Here is a 24090-nt window from a genome sequence, read left to right on the forward strand (position 1 = left end):
TGTTTTTCTTTTAGTGAATTGAATATGTAAGGAAAATGTAATGATAAAAGTATTTGGAATAAATAATTGTACAAGTGTTAGAAATGCTCTTAAGTTCTTTGAAGAAAAAGGAAAAAAAGTTGAATATATCAACTTAAGAAAAGAAAAGCCAACATGGCAAGAGATGCAAGAGATAAAACAGCTTGGTAATTTTGATGTTATTGATTTATTCAACTCTAAGGGCAAACTTTTTGCAGAAATGGGCTTAAAAGATAAATTCGAAAGCTTATCTGAAGAAGAAGCTTTTAAATTATTAGTTACAGATGCTTTATTATTCAAAAGGCCTTTAGTTGTAGATGGTGATTATGTTAGAACCGGTTGGAATAAGAAAGAATATCAAGAAAAATGGGGATAGATCTATTAAGAATCTTGAGCATTTACCTCTGCTTTAGCTGCAGCTATCTGTGAGTCTAAGCTAGCTGCCTTTGAAAGGTTTTGTTCTGCTTTTGCGTTTAGTACAGCAGCTTGATCTTTTTCATATTGAGATTTAGAGCTGCTTTCTTTTGATTCTTTATCAAGGTTGCTAGCATCAGTAGTTAGGTTGTCTGCTTGTAATTTTTCATCTCTTGCTTTTTGGTTAAGATCATGTTGCTGTTGCTCTAAGTTTGCTAATGCTTGTTCTTTTTTATTAGGACCACAAGATGCTAATAATAGTGCACAAGTTCCAGTAACTAATACAGCTGTTAACGTTTTTTTAAAATTCATTTTTTTCTCCTTTATTTACTATAACTATATATCTTAATGCTTTTGAGAAGGTTATCTTATTTTGCTATAACAATATTATGATAGAGAAAGATATATTAGTAAATATTAAATTATATACAATGGTAGTTTCTCTATTCTTTGTTAAGTAACTATTTAAAATAAATTAACTGCGTGGAGAAACATTATAAAACAGAATACAGTTATAACTCCAGCGGTGAAATTTAATTCATTTCTATTACAGAAAATTGAAACTAAAAACCAAACAATAATTCCAGTAGCAATCCCTGTTGATATTGATGAGGATAGAGTCATCATAATGATAGTGAAAAAGGCAGGGGTAGCTTGAACAAAATCATACCAGTCGACTTTTGCTACTTGTTGCATCATCATTATGCCTATTAATACAAGTGCTGGTGAGATTACTTCTATAGGGATAGAGCTTATTAGAGGGGATAAGAATAAGAATGGTAAAAACATTAATCCAGCAAATATTGCAGTAAGGCCAGAGCGAGCTCCTTGTGCAATCCCTACTCCAGACTCTACAACAACTGTAGATGGGCTTGAACCGAGTATTCCTGATACTGTTGCACTTGCTGCATCTGCAAGAAAAGTCTTCTTAAGCTCTTTATCTCTATGGTTGTGTTCTTTTTTCATACTTGCATAGAGACTAGAGATTGTTCCTGTACCATCAAATAAGCTTAAAAAGCAAAAGGTGAAGATTGTTGGTAATATGGCAAATTTTAAACCATTGATAAGATCGATTTGTCCAATCAGTGAAAAATCAGGTAAACTTATAATGTGATTAGGAAGTGATACTACTTTCTCATGGCTGATATAAGAAATAGGGAATGATATTATATATCCGATAATGATGACTACAATAATTGAAGCCGGAACTTTCTTAATAAACAAAATTATTAACAAAATTAGGCACACTAAAAATAATATAGTATGTGGATTAATTGTATTAAGAGTTAATAAACCTTCATGAGATGTTATAAAATGGCCATTTACAAAGCCAATGTATGCTATAAAAAGTCCTATGCCAGCACCTAGAGATTGTTTGATTGATTTAGGTAAGCTAAGCATAATTCTAGTACGGACATTTAAAATTACAAGTAAGCTGAATATTATCCCAGACCAGAATGTTGCTCCTAGAGCAGTTTGCCATGGTAAGTGGTAGACTGATACTGCCGTATATGAGAAGAAAATATTCATTCCCATTCCAGGAGCAATTACAAACGGGTTGCGAGTAAATAGACCCATAGTTATGCTACCAAATGCAGCTACTATTATGGTACTTGTAACCAGTGCATCGCTAGGCATTCCAGCAGATGCTAAAATCTTAGGGTTAACTACAATGATATATGAAATCGCTAAAAAAGAGGCTAAACCTGCCAAAAACTCTTTTTTTATTGAGGTATTATTTGCTTTTAAGTCAAAGAAAGATTCTATTTTATGTAACATTTTGATATTACTAAATTACTAAAAGCTATATTTTAGTGATTAGTATAAGAAAAGTCTATTTTATTTTTAGTTGGCTTTTATATCTAGAATACAGGTTATCTAACTGTTGTCTGATATTGATACCAATTTGTCTATAGTCATACTCTCGTAGGTTTGCTAATGAGACTCTAGCAGAAGGATGTTCGACATCGAAGCCTTTGCCTGGTAATAGAACAATACCTGTTTCCTTTGCTAGTATTTTCAAAGCCTTTGGCCCACTATGGTTTTGCATTAGCCATTTAGAAAAGTCTTTACCATATATCTTTTTTGAAAGTTTTTCTAAGTCTAGTAATGTATAGTAGCCTACATTGTTTTCATCTAAGTCTTTTTGCAATTTTGGCGAGATGGAATTGTATAAGATATTGTAGCGGCGGCGAATAAGATTTTTTGCTTCTTTACGATAAATATCTTGATTGTCTAGAAGGCTAGAAAGAGCGAATAGAGTCATTTGTAATTGTTGTGGTAAAGAAATGCCAGCTGTGTGATTTAGGACAACTGAGCGACTATCTGCAACTAATCTATCAATAAATTTTAACTTACTAGGTGTATGTGTTAATGAGCCATAGTGTTTTTCAAGCTCTTTAAGTTTTTGATTATCTAGATTATTAATTAAAGAGTCAAAGACGTTATCTTTATGTAATGCAATAGTACCAATACGCCATCCTGTTGCACCAAAATATTTCGAAAAAGAATACACGCAAAGGGTGTTATAAGGGCATTTGGAGAATATTGATTCGAAGTTATCAGAGAAAGTAGCGTAAACATCATCTGTGATAATCATAAGATCTGGTCTATCATTTGTTATTATTTTAGCTAAATTATTTAAAGTTGAGTTATCCATTTTGACAGATGGGGGATTGCTAGGGTTTACTAAACATAAAACTTTGACAGATGGATCTATTATTTTTTTAAGCTCTTTATCTGAGACTTGCCAATCATTTTTTTCACTAGCATGAATATTAACGATTTCATTGTTGTACTCTGGTAGTTGGGGTATTTCAAGATAGGGTGAAAAAATTGGTGTAATCATAGCTATTTTATCATTTTGCTTGAGTAAACCATTTATCTTCATCGACTGAAAGATATATGTCATTGCTGCAGTGCCACCTTCTGTTGCGAAGACATCAAACTCTAAAGGAGTATCTGTATCTTGATAGAGTTCATTACGTAAATAATGCATAACAATATTTTCCATAATAGGCAGCATTCTTGGAGGATAAGGATAATCACATCCTAAAAAAGCACCAACCATCTCATACAATAGATCTTCTTTATTAACTCCTAAATGATCATTAGCAAAAGATAGAGTAGCATTTAGGAAGTTAATACCGTTTTCATTATTGTTAATTAAAGAGTAGTGGTCGAATCTTTCTAAGATACCTTTTTTTTCAGGTAATCCGCCGAAAATATTATCAAGATAAGAATATGAGCGTTCTGATTCTTTAATAGCAAAATCACCAAGGCGTAAAAAGGCATGTCTTGGAGATGTTGCTAAAAAATTAGGATTTCCTCTACCTGCATTTAACATTAATCTATCTGTTTTACTTTTTGCTAGCTTTATTAGATCTTCCTTGAATTCAAATGGACTTAAATTTTGTTTACTCATGTTTGAAATCCTTATTCTTGATTATAGCTGATGCAATTTAGAACATATTTTTATAAAAAATTAAGTATGTGTTAGCTAAAGAGCGTATGGTTATGAATAATTTGCCAGAAATGACGTGTCGAATTCTTCCTAGAAGCATTTTACATTAATATGATGCTTGATATTTAGATTATAACAAAGCTATAAAAGAAATAATATTTTGTAGGAGTTATTGTTGAGTATTTATGTAACCACCAGGTATCGATTCAACCAAAGATTTAAGCTCTAACTCAAAGAGAATCGATATTACTTGGTTATATGGTAATTTAGATCTCATAATGATTTTATCTAAAGTTGTTAGTTCTCTATCTATATTGTTTAATATGGTATTTTCATTAGTATCAAGGTCAATATGCTTATTAGTTGAGCTATTAATGTTTTGCTGTACAGTTGTGGAAGGTAGATTTATTTCTTCGAGAATATCTTTGATATCACAAACAAGTTTAGCTCCCTGCTTTATTAGTTCGTTACATCCTTCGCTAGTTGTACTAAAGATACTCCCTGGTATCGCAAAAACTTCCTTGTTTTGATCTAAGGCTAATTGAGCTGTAATTAATGAGCCACTTTTCTTAGCAGCTTCAACAATCACAACACCTTTGGCTAAGCCACTAATTATACGATTTCTCTGAGGAAAGTTATGGCGTAAAGGAGCAGTGCCTAAGGCAAGCTCAGAAATTATTAAATTATTGGTTTCTATTAGTTTATTATATAGTTCTCTATTTGAGCTAGGATATATAAGATCAACACCTGTACCGACTACAGCTATTGTATTAAGGTTACTATCAAGTGCAAATTTGTGAGCTAGAGTGTCAATGCCATAAGCAAGCCCACTTATTATTGATATTTCTGAACCTTGAAGGTCTGTACAGAGTTTTTTTGTTACGTTTTTTCCATATGTAGAATGATTTCTTGCTCCAACTATAGCTAATTGTGATTTCTTTAGTAAATCTATGTTTCCTGTGCAATATAATATAACAGGAGGAGTTGCTAGTTGTTTTAAATTTTTAGGGTAGTTGCTATCGAAGAAAGTTAAAATTTGGTTTTTTGGATTTACTAACCACTTATTAACTTTCTCCAAATATAGCTCATATTTTTTTGCATTTAGAAAATCTATAGTCTCTTGACGTAAAGATAAGGCTTTTGAATATTTAGAAGGGTGTTTGATAATTTCTTTAAAGCAAAAGTTTTCTGATGAGGCTTTTAAAAAGCGGCTAATGCCAAAGTACGGGGTGCTTGATAGAATGATTGTATTTCTTATGTTATTTTGCATTATAGAGTAGTTGTTGCCATTGAGCTATCAGTTATTTCTTGTAAAGAGTTCACTACTAGCATTATACAGTAATGGTCAGATATTCTATAAATGAAACCATATCCGATGTATTTTGGAGGGATAGGGAATCCGTCTGTTCTTGTTGCAGGCTCATATAAGATCATTTCAGTACCAACTTTTAAACCATCAGCAGAACCTTTGTTTAGAAGAATACTGTTATAAGATGATGAGAATGTGCTAGTGTTCATTACATCCTCCATTACATTTGCGATAACTTTCTCATTAGCTCTAAAAGTCTCATCAGGTAGCTTCTCAGAAACAAGATCATCAGGAATAACATAGTCGCCAACGCTAGCCTCACGATTTAAGTTTTTGATTGTTAAAGCTGTTATACCTTTATAAGTGAATTTATAATTAGCAGACCCTAGTTTGTAAACTTTTTGGTCATCATTAAAATTAGAAATTGGTTTTGGTTTAGATACTATAATAAAGTTACTATTATCATCTTTTGCAGTATATTGTTTGTTAGCAAATATTGTAAAGTGACTTCCTAATACAGGTCTTTTTTCTCGCGAGTCATATATTTCAGAAGTATCATCTAATTGATTACCGTTAAGAAGAAATACATTTGAGAAGAACTTAGTATAATCTGCTGGACGTAAATGTTTCAAATTGTGTTCAATATTATCAATTTGCTCAACAAGCTTACTTTCTATAGATATTTCTACTCTTTGGTTGATAGCTCTATTTGCATTAGAGTCATTAGGAGCTATAGGATCTTGATACCCCATTGCTTCAATTTTAATGCCATCAGCAGGTTCTATACTATCGTTTTGTTCTAAGCCTTTTTTAACTAAATATTCTCTGACACTAATGGCTCTATTTTTAGATAGTCGTATGTTATGTTCAGTTAGTAGGTCCTTATCAGTAAGAAGGTCTGAGTCGATTTTTCCAGCATAGCCTCTTATTGTAAATCTAGTAGTACCAGTAATTTTTAGATATGCATAAAGTTTATTTAGAACTGCTTTAGCTTGGTTATTTAATGTAAAACTGTCAGTATCAAACTTAATATTTGTTTCTATTAAATCAGCGCCTTGTTGGCGTTGTATACAGATAAAAGATTTATCACTCTTTAGCATTTCAGGGTTGCAGTATTTCAGAGTTGGGAATGATAAAGGTTTATTATTTTCATTATCTTTTTTATTCATAGTGTCGCAGCTTGTGATAAATGCTGCAAAAACTGCTAAAAATGTAGTATATAATAGCTTTTTCATGTTTTTTATATATCAAAAGAAATTCTCTATGAAAGTTATTCTACTATAAGTCTAGGATATTTGTGTAGAGTATTTACAACATTTTGTTGAAGTCTAAAATACTGTTTTGTATAAAGATTAGATGACTAAAAAATTTAAATATGATATCTTGGAAAGCAAAATATTAAGTAATAAAAGATAATATGAAAGTTGCATCAGATAGTTTTGTTAAAATGCATTTTAAGTTTAGGCTTAAGGATGGTTCTATTGCTGAGGATACAGAAAACTACAATAGACCTTTTATATTTCAAATGGGTCAGGGTTGTTTTACTGACAAGGTTGAAAATGAGCTTGTAGGTGCAACCGTTGGTGAAAGCAAGAGAGTTGTGTTAATGCCAGAAGAAGCTTTCGGTGAGAAGCATCCTGCGAGTATTTATTCGGTACCAAAATATAGATTTCCTAAAGATATGGAGCTAGAAGAAGGCTTAATTGTATCATTTAGTCAAAAAGATGGCTCTAAGCTTCCAGGGTTAGTTACAGAAGTTGGTGAGAATGATGTTACAGTTGATTTTAATCATCCATTATCAGGTCAAATAATAGTTTTTGAAGCGAGAATATTAGATATTGCTGATGAAGAGGGTAAGTTAAATGAAGATATTGCTAGCTAATCCGCGTGGCTTTTGTGCAGGTGTTAGTAGAGCTGTAGAAACAGTCGAGAAAGTTCTAGAAGTAGAAAAATCTCCTGTGTATGTGCGTCATGAAGTTGTGCATAACAAAGTAGTGGTAGACTCTCTCAAAAAGAAAGGCGTTATATTTGTTAAGGAAGTTGATGAGGTTCCTGATGATTCTGTATGTGTTTTTAGTGCTCATGGAGTTTCATTAAAGGTTGAAGAAGCAGCTACTAAGAAAAATCTTGTTCTTTATGATGCAACATGTCCTTTAGTTACAAAAGTTCATCGAGGGGTTAGATTAGCTAGTAACAATGATGCTGAATGTGTGCTTGTAGGACATAAGGGGCACCCCGAAGTTCAAGGTACAATGGGGCAATACCGTAGTACAAAAGGTGCTATATATTTAGTTGAAAATGAAACTGATGTCGCTAAACTAAAAATTAATGATCCGGATAATCTTTATTATGCAACACAGACAACTCTCTCTGTTGATGAAACACAGAGTATAATACAGGCTTTAAAAGATAAGTATCCTAATATAAAGGGACCTAAAAAAGAAGATATTTGCTATGCGACACAAAATCGTCAAACTGCAATAAAATCGATGCTTAAAGAAATAGATATGCTGGTAGTAGTAGGTTCTAAAAATAGCTCTAACTCAAATAGGCTTAAAGAGTTAGCAACATTACAAGGTATGGACTCTTATTTGATTGATAATCCTTTAGATATTAAAAAATCTTGGTTTGAGAATAAGAAAGTTTGTGGTGTAAGCGCTGGAGCATCAGCACCTGAATATCTTGTTCAGGAAATAATTTCTAAGATATCCCAGGTTTGTAGTGATAATGTTGTAGTGGAAGAGTTTGATGGAATTAAAGAAGAAATTCATTTCCCATTACCAAGACTTTTGAAGCAAAAGTCTATTAAAATAAAGGTGGAATAGTATTATTATGCAAAGATCTATTAGAGGTGCGACAACAATAGCAAAAGATACTAAAGAGAATGTTATTGAGGCAACAAAAGAGCTTTTATACTATATATTGACAAAAAACTCTGTAGATTCTAAAGATATTGTCAATATTATATTTACGGCAACTTCAGATATCAGATCTGTTTTTCCAGCAGTTGCTGCACGTGAGATAGGTTTGGTAGATGTTCCACTTATAGATTGCCATCAAATGATGTGTGATGGTGCTTTAGAACTTTGTATTAGAGTTATGTTGACATATAATACAGAAAAGAAACAGCAAGATATTAGGCATGTTTATTTGCATGAAGCAAAAAAATTAAGGCCTGATTTAATAAGATAAAAGGTGCAGTTATGTGGTTGTTAGAAAATATAGATATGAAAAGGTCTAAATATATACTCCCTAGTTTATTTACTAGTGCTAGTTTATTATTTGCTTTTTTAGCTATTATATCAGCGTTTCAAGAGAGTTTTATATCATGTGCTGTATACATGTTACTATCTGGTTTTGCTGATGCTTTTGATGGTAGAGTTGCTAGATACACACACACTCAAACAGAGTTTGGAGCAGCTTTAGACAGTTTAGCAGATGTTGTTTCTTTTGGGGCGACTCCTGCTTTAGTCATGTACTTTTGGAGCTTGCATAATTTAGGTTCGCTAGGTGCTGCGATTTGTTTTTTATATTTGCTGGCAGTAGCATTAAGATTAGCAAAATTTGATACGCAGCAGACTCCTAAAGATCTTAGTGAGGATGATATAATTGAACGTAGATTATACTTTTACGGAATGCCTTGTCCAGCAGGAGCTGTTACAATTTCGGGTCTTATTTGGATGGGGCAAAGATTTTTAGTGGGAGACTCTACATTTTTAAGTATTGTGGTAGTTGCTCTTACAGCATTTACAGCTTTATATTTAGCATTTATGATGGTTAGCGATATTAAGTTTAGAAGTTATAAAGACAGCGATGGCCATGGTAATATTAGTAAAATTTATGTGATCTGCTTTATATTGATTATTCTAATGTTATTTACTATGCCTGAGAAATTATTATATTTAATAATGATTGGTTATGCTTTGTCTGGTCCAATCTCTCATTATAAATATAAGCAAAAAATGAAAAATAGTGATTTAAATGATAAATCGAGTGTTGATGGTAAAAAAATAGTTGACGCTGATTCTTAGCTCTCATAGCTTTATTCTTTGTTTCAAGTATTATTTTTTGATTTCTGTTGACTAGCAACTTCTTTTGACTGGTTTAAATCTGAGCCATTTGAATTTAAACTTCCTTGGGTTGGTGGTGGAGCTACGTATTTAAATTGATCATCAGTAGAAGTTGAACATGAAAATAATGTAGTACTGATGATACAAAGTCCCAAAAAAGTTATCTTTTTCATTCTATATCTACTTTTAATAAATAAATTATATATTATTAATAATAATAACAGATTTAAGTATGATTTTAGTAAATTAAACTGTTTATAATTTTAAAATCTTTACGTATAATGTTGCGAACAAGCGTGTGTAAAAATAAAGAAACATAAATTTTTAGGATTAATTATGCAAGATAACTCTCTTTCTCTAATTCAGCTGATATGGCATGCAAACTTTATTGTTCAGCTTATAATGATAGCTTTGATTGCTATGTCAGTTTATTCTTGGGCTATAATGCTTGAGGTAAACAATCGTGTTAAAAAATATTGTAATGAACAAACACAATTTGATAAATTATTTTGGGCAGGTCATCATATACAAAAGCTTTATGACTACTATCTACAACATAAAGAAAATATTTTTGGTAAATCAATAATATTCTGTTCAGCTTTGCGAGAGTTTAATAATCTTAAAGAAACAGGTGTTTTAAAGGGTGATACTATACTTGAGGGTATGGAAAGAACTGTAAGTATAGCAATTGCTCAAGAGGCTAAAGAATTAGATAGAAAGCTTCCAGCATTAGGTACAATTGGTGCAGTAGCTCCATATATTGGTCTTGTAGGTACAGTTTGGGGGATTATGTCGTCATTTAATACTCTTGGTGGTGTTGAGCAGGCTACAATATCAGTGGTTGCACCACATATTGCAGAAGCTTTGATTGCGACAGCTTTAGGTTTGTTTGTAGCTATTCCAGCTGTTATAGGTCATAGTAGACTATCAAATCAGGTTGATGATGTATTATCTGGTTATGAGTCATTCCAAGATGATTTATGTATTTTACTTTTAAAAGAAGCACATAGAGATCAAGTGCAGCATCAAAATCAAGAAAGCTAATAAAGGCTTCTAGATATGAAAAAAAGAAATAAAAGATTTTTTAGAAAAAAAAGACCAATGGTTCAGATTAATGTAGTTCCATACATTGATGTTATGTTAGTGCTTTTGGTTATTTTTATGATTACTACACCGATTCTAACTCAGGGTGTAAAAGTTGACTTGCCTAAAGCAAAGTCAGAAAAAATACCATCTAATGACAGTAAACCAATAGTTGTTACTGTAAATAAACAAGGTGAGTACTTTGTTAACCAAGGTGTTAGTGATCCAAAAGCACCATTAAGTTCTAGAGCCCTTGCAAATGCTGTCGTAAATTTATCACAGCAAAGCCCTGGTAAGCCAGTTTATGTTAGAGGTGATAGTAGCGCAAGTTATGGTGAAGTAGTAAAAGCAATGGCTCTTATTCAACGAGCTGGTGTTGACAAAGTGGGGTTAGTCACAGAAGATGGCAAATCTTAATTACCAAAAGTTATTACAATCTTTTAGAAAACAAATTGAGCATAACCCTTTTGTGGTTAGAGCGATACTTGTCCATATCGGTATAGTTTTAGTTCTTTATATATTATCTTATATAAGTATATTGAAATTTGATTCTACTTCAGCATCTTTAAAAGCAGAAGTTGCTAATACTCCAAAGCAAATGCAAGTTATTCAAGCTACATCAATAAGTAGTAGTGAGCTTAATAAACAAATATCAAATTATGAAAATCATCAACAAGAATTGCATCAAGCTAGACAAGATGTAAAAGAGGCTAGACAAAAAGCCCTAAAAAGACATGAGCAGCTGATGAAACAAAAAGCTGAGGCGGAGCGTAGAGCTCGAATTGAAGCAAAAAAGAAAGCAGCTCTAGAAGTAAAGCGCAAAGAACAAGAAAAACAACGTAAGTTAGAGCAGCAAAAGCAAGCCAAATTAGAAGCAGCGCGTAAAGCAAAAGAAGAAGCTAAGAAAAAGGCAGAACAAGAAGCTAAACGTAAAGAAGAAGAGAAACAGCGTAAATTAGAGCAAGAAAAACAGGCTAAGTTGGAGGCACAACGTAAAGCTCGTAAAGAAAGATTAGCAAAAGCAAGAGCTGAGGCAATAGCAGCGGCTAAAAGGCAAGCAGAACAGAATCAGGCTCAAAGAGCTATTTCTAGTTATATAGCTGAGTATCAAACTAGAGTAGGTGATAATTGGATTAAAGATCCTTGTCGAGGCATTTATAACTTACCAAGAGCTATTATTAGAAATGGTAAATTTATCAAGTTAACAGGAACATCTGGTAGCTATAGATGTGACCAGTCTTTGATTAATGCGATTAAGAATACCACACCTCCACAGATTTTTAATAGTGCAGCCAGAAAAACTATACAAACAGAAAACGTAAGTTTTATATTTAAACAAACTTAATAAGGGATAATAATGAAAAAAATCATTTTGAGCTTTTCAGTATTAATTTTTTTAGTATCAAATATATACGCGGATCTAGTTGCAGAAGTAACAACTGGTGTTATACAAAAACCTCTAGTATCTGTAATGAGTAATAATGTTGTAGATCAGTTCCCTCAGAATGTAGATTCTGTAATAGTTGCAGATCTTAATCATAATGCTAAGTTGCAAGGGTCAGACACTATAAAATATGAGATAAAACAAAAGCAAAATATCCCATGGAAAAAAATTAAAGGCGACTATGTAGTCTTAACTAAGTATACTAAAAATTCTTATAACAATTATACTGTAGAGGTTCAGGTTCTTAAGAGAAATGATACAAGCTATATTCAGTCAGTTACATATAAGAATATTAATGTTTCTCTTATGAGGACTCTAGCACATAAGATTTCAAACTATGTTTATAAGAAACTTACTGGAGAGCAAGGCTTTTTTTTAACAAAGCTTGCATATGTTAAAGTAAGTAATCCATATGCTAGATATGGCAGAATTTATGAGCTTGTGATATCTGATTATGATGGTTTTAATAAGCATACTGTACTTAGACAGACTGATAATCCTATTGCGACACCATCTTGGTCAGCAGATGGTAAAGATATTGTTTACTCTAGCTATAGTGGTGGTAGCATGGGAGTTTATGAATTACAAATAGCTACTGGCAAAGTGACTCGCTTGACTAACTTCAAAGGTATCAACAGTTCGCCATCATTCTCTCCAGATGATAGAAAAATTGCTTTAGCTCTATCTAAAGGATATTCTGATCAAACAAATATTTATATTATGAATTTAGCAACAAAAACCCTTAAGAGATTAACTATAAATGGTATAAGTACTGCGCCAAAATTCTCACCGAATGGTAGAAGTATCGTGTTCACATCAGATAGAGGTAATGGTAGACCAAATATTTATGTTGCTCCTGTTAATTCTAAATATCCACAATCTTCAAGATTAAGTAGCAAAATATACCAAGGATATGAGCCTAACTATACTCCTGATGGTAAAGATATAGTATTTATGTATAAAAGATCACGCTCAAGTGGTATCCAAATAGCTGATTTTAATTTAGCTAGTGGAGATATAACGACATTGACAAAAGGTAAGTCTGATAGCTCGCCAACAGTTTCTCCATATGGTAATATGATTGCATACATTTCTACAAATTCGAAAGGTTATAGTTCTTTAGATATGGTATCATTAGATGGAAGTAATCACTTTGGTGTTGAAACAGCGAATAATGGTAATACATTGATTCAGTCGCCAAGTTGGTCACCAAGAAATTATTAAGGGAATTTTGATGAGGATTTTTACTAAATTTTACACTTTTGTTATTATTGCAACATTATTAACAGGGTGTGCTTGGTATAAAGGTCCCCCTTTACAAGCAAATGCAGATGCTAATCTTGATGGTTCTGCATTAAATGAAACAACAGGACCAGGATTTTTTAGTACACTTAAATCAGGTCAAAAAGATGGAAGTGGAGATACTGGGTTTGCTGATAATGGTGGTAATTTTGAAACCACAAGTTTTGATAATGTTGCGTAATAAAATAAATAGGAGTTGTAAACTATGAAAAAGAGTCTTTTAAGCGTTGCAGTTGTAGGTTCTGTGCTTATGTTAGCAAGTTGTTCTAGCACTAGGCCAGATAATAGTGATTTAATCAAAGACAAATATTCTGGGGTTGATAGCTCCCAAGCTTTAGAAATGTCTTCACAAATTTTTGGCTCTGATAACCTAAGTTCTGATGAAGTTGATAAAATGAAAAAAGAACTAATGGATATTAATTGTAGATCAGTATACTTTGGCTTTGATAGCTATAATGTTACCGATGATGCTAAGAATTGCTTAGATAAAACAGCAGACTACTTGATAGCTCATCCAAATCAACCTATTAAACTATCAGGTAATACTGACCCTAGAGGAAGTGAAAAATACAACTTTAACTTAGGTCAAAAACGTGCTGAATCTGTTTATAACTATTTATTAGACAAAGGTGTAAATAAAGATCAGATATGTGTCGTTAGCTATGGTAAATTAAAGCCTGCAGCTGAACCAACTAAATTCTATGATGAGTTCTGTACTGATGGTGTAAATGATGCTTGTATGTATAAAGCCTCTGAAAAAGCATATTATTTAGACAGAAGAACAGAGCTTGATTTTGGTGTTAAATGTGACCAAAGTGATTCTTCTGCTCAATCTACTAACTAGATCTAATTTTATCTTTATCTATTTTTTTTAATCAAATTAATCTACAATAGTCGAATAATTTTTTTATTAAGTTTAATTATTATGATTAAAATTCCTAAAATTGGTTTTGTTAGTTTAGGCTGTCCTAAAAATCTTGTTGACTCTGAGCGTATTATTACAAAATTAAAAGCCGAAGGTTATGACTTAGTTGATAGTTATGATAATGCTGATATGGTTATCGTTAATACATGTGGATTTTTAAATTCTGCTATTGATGAATCTTTAGAAGTTATTGGCGAGGCAATTGCTGAGAATGGTAAGGTTTTAGTAACAGGTTGTTTAGGAAATAAAGCTGATTTAATTAAAGAAAAACATCCAGAAGTTCTAAGCATTACAGGCCCTCAAGATTATGAGAATTTGATAGAAGCAGTGCATACACATGCACCAATATTTGCAAATGACTTTGTATCTTTAGTGCCTCCACAAGGAATTAAGCTTACGCCAAGACATTATTCATACCTGAAGATATCAGAAGGATGTAACAATACTTGTACTTTTTGTATTATTCCCGATATTCGTGGTAAGTTGAAAAGTCGTTCGATTGATAATATTATGCGTGAAGCTGAAAAGCTTAAAAATGCCGGTGTCAAAGAGTTGCTTGTAATATCACAAGACACATCTGCTTATGGTGTTGATATTAAATATAAGCCAGGGATATGGAATGATAAAGAATATCAAAGTAATATTTTAGATCTTGCTACAGCTCTTGGTGATTTAGACATGTGGACAAGAATGCATTATGTATATCCGTATCCGCATGTTGATAAGATTGTACCACTTATGGCTCAAGGAAAGATACTTCCCTATTTAGATGTGCCTTTGCAACACTCATCCCCAGAGGTTCTAAAAAGAATGAAGCGTCCGGCTCATACGCAAAAGACTCTTGATAGAATTAATAAATGGCGTGATATTTGTCCAGATATAACTATTCGTAGTACATTTATAGTTGGTTTCCCTGGTGAGACAGAAGCTGATTTTGAGCATTTATTAGATTTTGCTGAAAAAGCGCAACTAGATAGAGTAGGTTGTTTTAAATACTCTGAAGTAGAAGGTGCTAAAGCTAATCAATTTGATAATCTGATTTCCGAAGAAATTAAGCAACAAAGACTAGATCAGTTTATGGGGTTACAAGCTCAAATAAGTGCAGATAAGCTTGAAGGCTTTGTTGGTACAGAACAACAAATTATAATTGATTCAATAAATCCTGACGAAAACTATGCTATTGGGCGTACAAGATATGATGCACCAGAAGTGGATGGACAAGTTATTGTTGGCGATGCAGCAGAAAGAGATCTAAAAGTAGGTGAATTTGCAATAGTTGAGATTACTGAATCTACTGAGTATGACCTAATAGCTGATTAAGGAAAATACAGTTTTGAAAGAAAGTGATATTGAACAACATTTAATAGATAAACTCCAAGAACTAAAATATACCTATCGTAAAGATATCAATAGTAGAAAATCTTTAGAGGATAATTTTAGAGAGAAATTTGATGAGTTAAATAGAGTAACTTTAAGCGATAATGAATTTGAAAGATTAAAGTTACAAATAATTCAGCCAGATGTTTTTGAGGCTAGTACAATTTTACGCTCTCAAAACACTTTAAAAAGAGATGATGATACACCACTACACTATACTTTGGTTAATCTAAAAGACTGGTGTAAAAATTCATTTGAAGTGATTCATCAGCTTAAAATGAATACTGCTTATAGCAATCATCGATATGATGTGATTTTACTTATAAATGGTATTCCTGTTGTTCAAATAGAGCTAAAATCTTTGGAAATCAGTCCGCGTAGGGCGATGCAACAAATTGTGAACTATAAAAATGATGAAGGTAATAGTTATCATAATTCGCTTTTATGTTTTATGCAGCTTTTTATTGTGAGCAATAGGACAAATACTTTATATTTTGCAAATAATAATGCTGAGCATTTTAGCTTTGATGCAGATGAGAGATTTTTACCAATCTATCAGTTTGCAGAGAGAGATAACTCTACTAAAATCAAAAACCTGTTTGAGTTTGCAGATAAGTTTTTATCTAAGTGTATATTAGGTGAAATGATTAGTCGCTATATGGTTACAATTGCAAGTGAAAAGAAGCTTTTGATGATGCGACCATATCAAATATATGCAGTTAAAGCTATTGTTGAAAAAATACATAAAAATAATGGCAATGGCTATATTTGGCATACTACTGGAAGTGGTAAAACTCTTACATCTTTTAAAGCATCAACTTTATTAAAAGATAATCCTGACATAGACAAATGTTTGTTTGTTGTTGACCGTAAAGATTTAGATCGTCAAACCAGAGAAGAGTTTAATAAGTTTCAAGATGGATGTGTGGAAGAAAATACTAATACTGAAACACTTGTGCAAAGGCTTTTGTCAGATGACTATAGTGATAAAGTAATTGTTACAACTATCCAAAAACTAGGTTTAGCACTAGATGAAACTAGAAAAAGTAGAGGCAAGCAAAAAAACTATAAAGAAAGGCTGAAACCGCTACAAAACAAAAGAATAGTCTTTATTTTTGATGAGTGTCATCGATCACAATTTGGCGAAAATCATCAAGCTATTAAAAACTTCTTCCCAAATTCACAGTTATTTGGTTTTACAGGAACACCTATTTTTGAAGATAATGGAACTTATAAAAAAATAAATGGTGAAGAGGCTTATATAGTTGAGACAAAAGATATTTTTCAAGAAGAATTGCATGCTTATACAATTACAAATGCCATAGAAGATCGTAATGTTTTACGCTTTCATATTGATTATTATAAGCCTGATGAAAATACTAATATCTCAACGCCAACAAAAGAAACGATAGTTAAAACAATTTTACAAAAGCATGATTTTGCTACAGCAAATAGAAAGTTTAATGCTGTGCTTGCAACAGCTAGAATTGATGATGCTATAGTTTACTATAAGTTATTTAAGCAGCTACAAGCTGAAAAACAACAGCAAGACGCTAGTTTTAAACCTCTAAATATAGCTTGTGTATTTAGTCCACCAGCTACAGGTAATCAAGATATCAAGCAACTTCAAGAAGATTTGGAGCAAGAGAAAGAAGATAATAAACATAATCCTGAAGAGAAGAAAAAAGCTCTAAAAGAGATTATCAGTGACTATAACAAGCAATATAAAACAAACTATAAATTGGATACTTTTGATTTGTATTATCAAGACATACAAAAGCGAATAAAAGACCAACAGTATTCAAATCAAGATTTAGCACATGATAAAAAAGTTGATATTATAATTGTTGTGGATATGCTTTTGACAGGTTTCGATTCTAAGTTTCTAAATACTCTATATGTGGATAAAAATCTTAAATATCATGGACTGATACAAGCATTTTCAAGAACTAATAGGGTTTTGAATGATACTAAGCCGTATGGGAATATTTTAGATTTTCGTTCACAATGTGAAAATGTTAATAAAGCAATAGCATTATTTTCTGGTGCAGAGAAAGATAGAGCTAAAGAAGTTTGGCTAGTTGATCCAGCCCCTGTAGTGCTTGAGCAGTTAGATGATGCTGTCAAAAAATTAGATGATTTTATGACAAGTCAAGGTTTAGAGAATAAACCTGAGCAAGTAGCAAATATAAAAGGTGATACGGCAAGAGCTGAGTTTATAAGATGTTTTAAAGAGATACAAAGATTAAAGACACAGTTAGACCAGTATACAGATTTAACTGCTGATAATAAGCAAACTATAGATAATCTCATTGATGAAGAGAGTATGAGAGCATTTAAGGGGGCTTATTTAGATGTTGCTCAACGCTTAAAATCTCAACAGGATAAAAAAGATACACCAATAGAAAAAGAAGTTGAAAATCTTGATGTTGAGCTTGTACTTTTTGCATCAGCGATGATTGACTATGATTATATTATGAATTTGATAGCTAACTACACTCATGCAACACCAAGTAAGCAAGAGATAAGTAAGCTTGAGTTATTAAGGTTGATAGCTTCAGATTCAAAATTTATTGATGAAAAAGATGATATTAAAGCCTATATAGATACTTTACAGTTGGGAGAAGCTCTAAATGTAAAACAGATCCGTGAAGGGTTTGAAGAATTTAAAGCTAATAAATCAGCTCAACAAATCACAGAGTTAGCAGAGAAGTTTGGTTTAGAGCCAAAAGCACTTCAAGCGTTTGTTGATAAAATAATATTGCGAATGATATTTGATGGTGAAGAGTTGACTGACTTGATGGAGCCATTAGGCTTAGGATGGCTAGCAAGATCTAAAAAAGAAACTGCTCTAATGGAAGAGCTGATTCCTATTTTAAAGAAACTGGCAAATGGTGAGGAAATATCAGGTTTAGATACTTATGAGTAAAAAAAAGCAGCTTAATATGACCACCCCACCTACTGGCGTAGGCACCCCTCCAGAGGAGGGGAATTATTCCCCTTCTGTGAAGGGGTGGCAGTCGCAGACTGACGGGGTAGTTTTAGAATCTAAGCAAAGCAGGACGGTTCCTAAAAATATTCCCGAACTACGCTTTCCAGAGTTTAGAGATGCTGGGGAGTGGGTTGAGCGAGAGCTTGGGGAAGTAGCTAAATTTTTGAAAGGTAAAGGTATATCTAAATCTGATATTGTAGATAAAGGAAATATACCGTGCATAAGGTATGGTGAACTGTATACTTGTTATAATGAGATTATAGAAAAAGTTATATCAAAGACAAATATTAATATAAAAAAGTTAGTTCTTAGTAAGTTTAATGATGTGCTTATTCCAAGCTCAGGGGAAACACAAGAAGATATAGCAACAGCTAGTTGTATTAGAAAAGATAATGTTGCTTTGGGTGGGGATTTGAACATTATTAGGACTAAAGAAAATGGAAGTTTTTTAGCCTACTACTTTAGCAGTGTTAAAAAGAGAGAAATATCTCAAATGGCTCAAGGTGTATCAGTTATACACCTATATGTAAGTCAGTTAAAGATGTTAAAGATAAATATTCCAACATTGAAGGAACAACAAAAAATAGCCGATTGTTTATCATCGGTAGATGAATTGATAGAGGCACAAAGCCAAAAAGTAGAGCTACTTAAAGAGCATAAGAAAGGCTTAATGCAAAAGCTATTCCCCTCCGTTGGAGGGGTGTCGCAGAGCGACGGGGTGGTTTCTAAAAATATCCCTGAACTTCGTTTTCCAGAGTTTAGAGATGATGGGGAATGGGTCGAAAGAGAGCTAGGAGGTTTATGTATAAGTATTTCTTCTGGTAAAGATAGAAATATATATAACGGAACTTATGATTTGTATGGTTCAACAGGCATTATCGGTAAATGTAAAGAAAATAGTTATATTGGTAATTATATTTTAGTCGCTAGAGTAGGAGCAAATGCTGGTTTATTAACTAAAGTTTCAGGAAATTTTGGAGTTACAGATAATACTTTAGTATTAAATTTAAAGAAAACTATAAATATTGATTATGTTTATTATTTTCTTAGTAACTATGGTTTAAATAAGCTGGTCTTTGGCTCTGGGCAACCGTTGATTACAGGGAAACAATTAAAATTATTAAATATATTTTTACCAGCTCAAACATCAGAACAACAAAAAATAGCGGATTGTTTATCATCGGTAGATGAATTGATAGAAGCACAAAGCCAAAAAGTAGAGCTACTTAAAGAGCATAAAAAAGGACTGATGCAAAGGTTATTTTCAGTAACTACCTCAACCTAGATTGGAGTTATTCCCCTTCTGTGAAGGGGTGGCAGTCGCAGACTGACGGGGTAGTTTTAAAAGGAAAACCATAATATAGAAAAGTACTAAAAATATGAGAAAAACGAAAAGTTATTATTCATTACCATATAATCCAGCTCTTAAACAAAGAGCTAAGGAGCTAAGAAAGGCAGGAAATTTAGCAGAAGTACTTTTATGGAATCAAATAAAAAATAAACAATTCCTAAATCTTGATTTTGATAGGCAAAAAATAATTGGTAATTATATTGTAGATTTTTTCTGTGGTGAGAAAATGTTGGTTCTAGAAATAGATGGTTATAGCCATAATGATAAGCATGATTATGACTATAAACGGGATAAGTATTTAAAAAGTTTAAATCTAAAGGTAATCAATTTATTAGATAATGATGTAAAAAATGATATTAATGCTGTTTTGACTTTTTTAAGAAACCACCCCGACCTAAAGGTCACCCCTCCAGCGGAGGGGAATTATTCCCCAGATGTTATTGAACAAGATGGTGGAGGTATTTAGTTATGAGTGGTAGTCCAAAGATACACTCTTATAAAACCTTAAGTAATCTAGTTACTAATCGCTTAAGAAATGATTTGAATGATTGCGATCTAATTTTACTATTTGCCTATAATGGTACTGGTAAAACTCGTCTATCTATGGAATTTAGACAAAAAGATAAAAAAAATAAAAATAGAGATACTTTGTATTTTAACGCTTTTACAGAGGATTTATTTTATTGGGATAATGACTTAGAAGCAGATAGTAATAGAGTTTTGCATTTTAGAGAATCTAAGTTTTTTAATGGCTTAGAAGAGCTAGAAATGGAAAGCCGTATAGCCGAGTATTTAAATCGCTATGCTGATTTTGATTTTAAAATTGATTATAAAAATAGAACGGTTACTTTTAGTAAACAAGAGTTAGTTTTAGATCATAGGACTAAAGAGCAAAATTTACAGTTAGTGGATAATATAAAAGTTTCTCGTGGTGAAGAGAATATTTTTATATGGTGCTTTTTTCTTGCAGTAGCTCGTTTAGCTATAGAAAAGCAAGAGGCTTATGCTTGGGTTAAATACCTATATATAGATGATCCTATATCATCATTAGATGATAATAATGCTATAGCAGTAGCTAGTGATTTAGCTCAGTTACTAAAAAGTAGTGATAATAATATAAAAACAGTTATATCATCACATCATGGATTATTTTTTAATGTTTTGCATAATGAGTTTAGAAGCTCTAAGAAGAAATTTAAGAGCTATTTTTATCATCGTCCAAATAATGAAAATGTTTATACATTAAGAGCTACAGAAGATACACCTTTTTTTCATCATGTATCGATACTAAGTGAACTAAAAAAAGCTTGTGAGAGTGGGCAGTTATTTACTTATCATTTTAATATGTTGCGTAGTATTATGGAAAAGACAGCAACATTCTTTGGCTATAAAGATTTTTCGGTATGTATAAAAAGTGTTGATGATGAGGTTTTATATTCAAGGGCTTTGAATTTACTAAGTCATGGTAAGTACTCTATTTATGAACCTAAGCAAATGGTTGAAGATACAAAAAAGTTGTTTAGTGATATGCTAAATGCTTTTTTAGATAGATATAAATTTGAATTACCTGAAATAATTAAAGAGAAATAATAATGAGCGAACAAGAGTCGAATGTAATTATTTATAATACTGTAGATGGAAAAGCTACTGTTTCACTACTTACAAAAGATGGCACAGCATGGCTAAGTCAAGCAAAATTAGCAGAGCTATTTGCTACAACTAAGCAAAATATAAGTTTGCATATATCAAATATTTTTGAAGAAGGTGAGCTAGATAAGAATTCAGTTGTAAAGGATTACTTGACAACTGCCAGCGATGGAAAAAGCTATAATGTTACTCATTATTCATTAGAGATGATTTTGGCAATAGGCTTTAGAGTTAGAAGTAAAAGAGGTACTCAATTCCGTCAGTGGGCGAATAAAAATCTAAGTGAATATATGATAAAAGGTTTTGTTATAGATGATAACCGACTAAAAAATCCAGATGGTTACCCAGATTATTTTGATGAGCTTTTGGCTCGTATTAGAGATATTAGAGCTTCGGAAAAAAGGTTTTATCAAAAAGTAAGAGATCTTTTTATGCTTAGTCAAGATTATGATGCCACTGATAAAGAAACACAGCTTTTTTACGCTGAAACTCAGAATAAATTATTATTTGCTATAACTGGTCAAACAGCTGCTGAACTTATAACTAGTAGGGCAGACCATACTCAGCCAAATATGTCTCTTACAAGTTTCAAAGGAGATAGAGTTAGAAAACAAGATATTTATATCGCAAAAAATTATCTTACTGCAGATGAGTTAGATAGTCTAAATAGATTTGTAATAGTATTTTTAGAGACTGCTGAATTAAGGGCTAAAAATCGTCAAAATATAAATATGAGTTTTTGGAAAGAAAATATTGATCGTATCATAGAGTTTAATGATAAAGAAGTACTTAAAGGTGCTGGAAGTGTCAGTCGTCAACAAATGCAAAAAATGGTTGAAAGAGTATATTCTGAATTTGATATAAAAAGAAAACAACAAGAAGCAACAGAAGCAGACATTCAGGATATAGAAGAGCTCAAGCAAATTGAACAGAACATAAAGAGAAATAATAATGAGTGAACAAGATAAAAAACAACTAGGTGAAACACTTTGGAAAATAGCAGATGAATTGCGTGGTGCAATGAATGCTGATGATTTTCGTGATTATATGCTTTCATTTTTATTTTTACGCTATTTGTCAGATAACTATGAAGAAACTGTAAAGAAGTTCTTAGGGGATGAATATCCTCAAGCAAGAGAAATAGAAGTTAAAATACCAATAGATGATAACTCTATTAAAAAGAAAAAAGAGAAACATACTGAAAATGTTATTAAAATAATTTCACCATTAAAAATTTGGTATGATGAAAATCAACAGCATGTGGCAGAATTTGAAATAGAAATTAGAAAAAAAACTCATTATATTATTGAGCCAGACTATCTATGGAGTAATATTGTAAATTTAGCAAAAACGCATGATATAGACTTATTAAAAACTCTACAAAAGGGGTTAAAACATATTGAAAATGATTCTTTTGGAAGCTCTTTTAAAGGTCTATTCTCTGAGATAAATCTAGATTCTGAAAAGCTTGGGAAAAATTATGAATTGCGAAATAAAAAGCTCAGCACTATTATTACCAAAATAGCTAATGGTATAACAGGATTCTCTACAGATAGTGATACGCTGGGAGATGCTTATGAGTATCTTATCGGTCAGTTTGCTGCAGGGTCTGGTAAAAAGGCTGGAGAATTTTATACCCCTCAACAGATTTCTTCGATTCTTTCTGAGATAGTAACTTTAGATTGCCAAGATCCTAGCTTGGGTAGAAAAAAGCATTTAGATAAAGTCTTGGATTTTGCTTGTGGTTCTGGGTCATTGTTACTAAATGTTCGCCAACAAATCAAAAAAGAAAAAGATGGTAGTATTGGCAAGATCTACGGACAAGAAAAAAATATAACAACTTATAACCTTTGTCGTATGAATATGCTTTTACATGGTCTAAAAGATTCTGAGTTTAAAATTTTTCATGGAGATTCTTTGGCAAATGATTGGAGTATTTTACAAGAAGAAAACCCAAGCAAACAAATAAAGTTTGATGCTATTGTGGCAAATCCACCTTTTAGTTATCGTTGGGATCCTGATGATAGACTAAAAGAAGATACCCGTTTTAAAAGTCATGGAGTCGCTCCGAAATCAGCAGCTGATTTTGCTTTTCTGCTACATGGTTTTAACTTTCTTGATAATGGTGGGACTATGGCTATTATATTGCCTCATGGTGTTTTGTTTAGAGGAGGGGCAGAGGCAAATATTCGTACTAAGCTTTTAAAAGATAGTAATATTGATGCTGTAATAGGGCTACCTTCAAATCTATTTTTCTCAACAGGAATACCAGTTTGTATATTAGTCCTTAAAAAGTGTAAGAAATCGGATGATATATTGTTTATAAATGCAAGTTCTGAAGAAAACTATAAAAAAGGTAAGCGACAAAATACTCTTGAAAAAGAGCATATACAAAAGATTATAAGTACTTATCAATATCGCAAAGAAGAAGATCGCTATTCGCGTTGTGTATCGCTAGAAGAAATTGAAAAGAATGATTTTAATTTGAATATATCTCGATATATAAGCACAGCCAAGCCAGAACCTAAAGTTGATATTAAAGGCGTAAATAAAGATTTGATAGATATTGAAAGTAAAATAGAATCAAGTAAAAGTAAACATAATGAATTCTTGAGAGAGTTAGGGTTAGAGTTGATTCCTTAGCTTCTTGAGTATGTTTGTTTAAAATTAAACTTTCTTAATATTTATTTATCTG

24 protein-coding genes are annotated in these 24090 nt (G+C 32.1%); 18 read left to right on the top strand and 6 right to left on the bottom strand.

Features of this window, described 5'->3' with window-relative positions; all coding sequences use genetic code 11:
• The first annotated feature begins 40 nt into the window (after nucleotides 1-40).
• Nucleotides 41-394 carry an arsenate reductase family protein gene (locus F7310_RS01935; RefSeq protein ID WP_072711379.1) on the top strand — a complete coding sequence of 118 codons (354 nt, stop codon included), beginning with the start codon at nucleotides 41-43 and terminating at the stop codon, nucleotides 392-394.
• Nucleotides 395-399: 5 nt separating this feature from the next.
• Here the strand turns inward: F7310_RS01935 and F7310_RS01940 are convergent, their stop codons facing one another.
• The 5 genes from F7310_RS01940 to F7310_RS01960 form a co-directional block, all read right to left on the bottom strand.
• Complete coding sequence (locus tag F7310_RS01940; RefSeq protein ID WP_072711380.1) at nucleotides 400-744, bottom strand: hypothetical protein; 345 nt, start codon at nucleotides 742-744, stop codon at nucleotides 400-402.
• A 153-nt stretch (nucleotides 745-897) separates the two neighbouring features.
• On the bottom strand, nucleotides 898-2211 hold the full coding sequence (locus tag F7310_RS01945) for an NCS2 family permease (protein ID WP_072711381.1): 1314 nt from the start codon (nucleotides 2209-2211) through the stop codon (nucleotides 898-900).
• Between the two features lie 55 nt (nucleotides 2212-2266).
• On the bottom strand, nucleotides 2267-3856 hold the full coding sequence (locus tag F7310_RS01950) for a bifunctional aspartate transaminase/aspartate 4-decarboxylase (protein ID WP_072711382.1): 1590 nt from the start codon (nucleotides 3854-3856) through the stop codon (nucleotides 2267-2269).
• Nucleotides 3857-4064: 208 nt separating this feature from the next.
• Nucleotides 4065-5165 (bottom strand): DNA-processing protein DprA, encoded by a 1101-nt coding sequence (gene dprA / locus F7310_RS01955; protein ID WP_072711383.1) that lies wholly within the window; start codon nucleotides 5163-5165, stop codon nucleotides 4065-4067.
• Complete coding sequence (locus tag F7310_RS01960; protein WP_072711384.1) at nucleotides 5165-6439, bottom strand: OmpA family protein; 1275 nt, start codon at nucleotides 6437-6439, stop codon at nucleotides 5165-5167. The genes dprA and F7310_RS01960 overlap by 1 nt, the downstream gene beginning before the upstream one ends.
• Nucleotides 6440-6621: 182 nt before the next feature.
• Between F7310_RS01960 and fkpB the strand changes: the two genes are divergently transcribed.
• Genes fkpB through F7310_RS01980 form a run of 4 tightly spaced genes read left to right on the top strand, consistent with a single transcriptional unit; the run spans nucleotide 6622 to nucleotide 9235 of the window.
• Nucleotides 6622-7086, top strand: coding sequence for an FKBP-type peptidyl-prolyl cis-trans isomerase (gene fkpB / locus F7310_RS01965; RefSeq protein WP_072711385.1), 465 nt, complete (start codon nucleotides 6622-6624; stop codon nucleotides 7084-7086).
• Nucleotides 7067-8029 carry a 4-hydroxy-3-methylbut-2-enyl diphosphate reductase gene (ispH, locus tag F7310_RS01970; protein WP_072711386.1) on the top strand — a complete coding sequence of 321 codons (963 nt, stop codon included), beginning with the start codon at nucleotides 7067-7069 and terminating at the stop codon, nucleotides 8027-8029. The genes fkpB and ispH overlap by 20 nt, the downstream gene beginning before the upstream one ends.
• Before the next feature lie 7 nt (nucleotides 8030-8036).
• Entirely contained in the window at nucleotides 8037-8396 is a 360-nt protein-coding gene (gene aroH, locus F7310_RS01975; RefSeq protein WP_072711387.1) for a chorismate mutase, read from the top strand.
• An 11-nt stretch (nucleotides 8397-8407) separates the two neighbouring features.
• The gene (locus F7310_RS01980) at nucleotides 8408-9235 is read left to right on the top strand and encodes a CDP-alcohol phosphatidyltransferase family protein (RefSeq protein ID WP_072711388.1); all 828 of its coding nucleotides are present in this window, start codon (nucleotides 8408-8410) and stop codon (nucleotides 9233-9235) included.
• A 23-nt stretch (nucleotides 9236-9258) separates the two neighbouring features.
• On the opposite strand, the gene F7310_RS01985 is transcribed toward F7310_RS01980, so the two are convergent.
• The gene (locus tag F7310_RS01985) at nucleotides 9259-9447 is read right to left on the bottom strand and encodes a hypothetical protein (protein WP_072711389.1); all 189 of its coding nucleotides are present in this window, start codon (nucleotides 9445-9447) and stop codon (nucleotides 9259-9261) included.
• A gap of 163 nt (nucleotides 9448-9610) precedes the next feature.
• Here F7310_RS01985 and tolQ point away from each other — a divergent pair, with 163 nt between their 5' ends.
• From tolQ to F7310_RS02050, 13 genes are all read left to right on the top strand, one after another.
• On the top strand, nucleotides 9611-10318 hold the full coding sequence (tolQ, locus tag F7310_RS01990) for a protein TolQ (RefSeq protein ID WP_072711390.1): 708 nt from the start codon (nucleotides 9611-9613) through the stop codon (nucleotides 10316-10318).
• Between the two features lie 15 nt (nucleotides 10319-10333).
• Nucleotides 10334-10774, top strand: coding sequence for a protein TolR (gene tolR, locus F7310_RS01995; RefSeq protein WP_072711391.1), 441 nt, complete (start codon nucleotides 10334-10336; stop codon nucleotides 10772-10774).
• Complete coding sequence (tolA, locus tag F7310_RS02000) at nucleotides 10761-11702, top strand: cell envelope integrity protein TolA (protein WP_072711392.1); 942 nt, start codon at nucleotides 10761-10763, stop codon at nucleotides 11700-11702. The genes tolR and tolA overlap by 14 nt, the downstream gene beginning before the upstream one ends.
• Nucleotides 11703-11714: 12 nt before the next feature.
• Nucleotides 11715-13025, top strand: coding sequence for a PD40 domain-containing protein (locus F7310_RS02005; RefSeq protein WP_072711393.1), 1311 nt, complete (start codon nucleotides 11715-11717; stop codon nucleotides 13023-13025).
• 10 nt (nucleotides 13026-13035) lie between these two features.
• Complete coding sequence (locus F7310_RS02010; protein WP_072711394.1) at nucleotides 13036-13284, top strand: hypothetical protein; 249 nt, start codon at nucleotides 13036-13038, stop codon at nucleotides 13282-13284.
• A 24-nt stretch (nucleotides 13285-13308) separates the two neighbouring features.
• Nucleotides 13309-13947: an OmpA family protein gene (locus F7310_RS02015; RefSeq protein WP_072711395.1), complete on the top strand. Its 639-nt coding sequence runs from the start codon at nucleotides 13309-13311 to the stop codon at nucleotides 13945-13947.
• A gap of 81 nt (nucleotides 13948-14028) precedes the next feature.
• Complete coding sequence (gene rimO / locus F7310_RS02020; protein ID WP_072711396.1) at nucleotides 14029-15348, top strand: 30S ribosomal protein S12 methylthiotransferase RimO; 1320 nt, start codon at nucleotides 14029-14031, stop codon at nucleotides 15346-15348.
• A gap of 13 nt (nucleotides 15349-15361) precedes the next feature.
• On the top strand, nucleotides 15362-18334 hold the full coding sequence (locus F7310_RS02025; protein ID WP_072711397.1) for a type I restriction endonuclease subunit R: 2973 nt from the start codon (nucleotides 15362-15364) through the stop codon (nucleotides 18332-18334).
• Nucleotides 18327-19682, top strand: coding sequence for a restriction endonuclease subunit S (locus F7310_RS02030; RefSeq protein ID WP_084645167.1), 1356 nt, complete (start codon nucleotides 18327-18329; stop codon nucleotides 19680-19682). The genes F7310_RS02025 and F7310_RS02030 overlap by 8 nt, the downstream gene beginning before the upstream one ends.
• Nucleotides 19683-19776: 94 nt before the next feature.
• Nucleotides 19777-20214: an endonuclease domain-containing protein gene (locus tag F7310_RS02035; protein ID WP_072711398.1), complete on the top strand. Its 438-nt coding sequence runs from the start codon at nucleotides 19777-19779 to the stop codon at nucleotides 20212-20214.
• A 2-nt stretch (nucleotides 20215-20216) separates the two neighbouring features.
• Nucleotides 20217-21338 (top strand): AAA family ATPase, encoded by a 1122-nt coding sequence (locus F7310_RS02040; protein WP_072711399.1) that lies wholly within the window; start codon nucleotides 20217-20219, stop codon nucleotides 21336-21338.
• Between the two features lie 2 nt (nucleotides 21339-21340).
• Nucleotides 21341-22354 (top strand): virulence RhuM family protein, encoded by a 1014-nt coding sequence (locus F7310_RS02045; protein ID WP_072711400.1) that lies wholly within the window; start codon nucleotides 21341-21343, stop codon nucleotides 22352-22354.
• Nucleotides 22347-24038 (top strand): type I restriction-modification system subunit M, encoded by a 1692-nt coding sequence (locus tag F7310_RS02050; RefSeq protein ID WP_072711401.1) that lies wholly within the window; start codon nucleotides 22347-22349, stop codon nucleotides 24036-24038. The genes F7310_RS02045 and F7310_RS02050 overlap by 8 nt, the downstream gene beginning before the upstream one ends.
• The last annotated feature ends 52 nt before the right edge of the window (nucleotides 24039-24090 follow it).

This window comes from Francisella uliginis (assembly GCF_001895265.1).
Classification (GTDB): domain Bacteria; phylum Pseudomonadota; class Gammaproteobacteria; order Francisellales; family Francisellaceae; genus Francisella; species Francisella uliginis.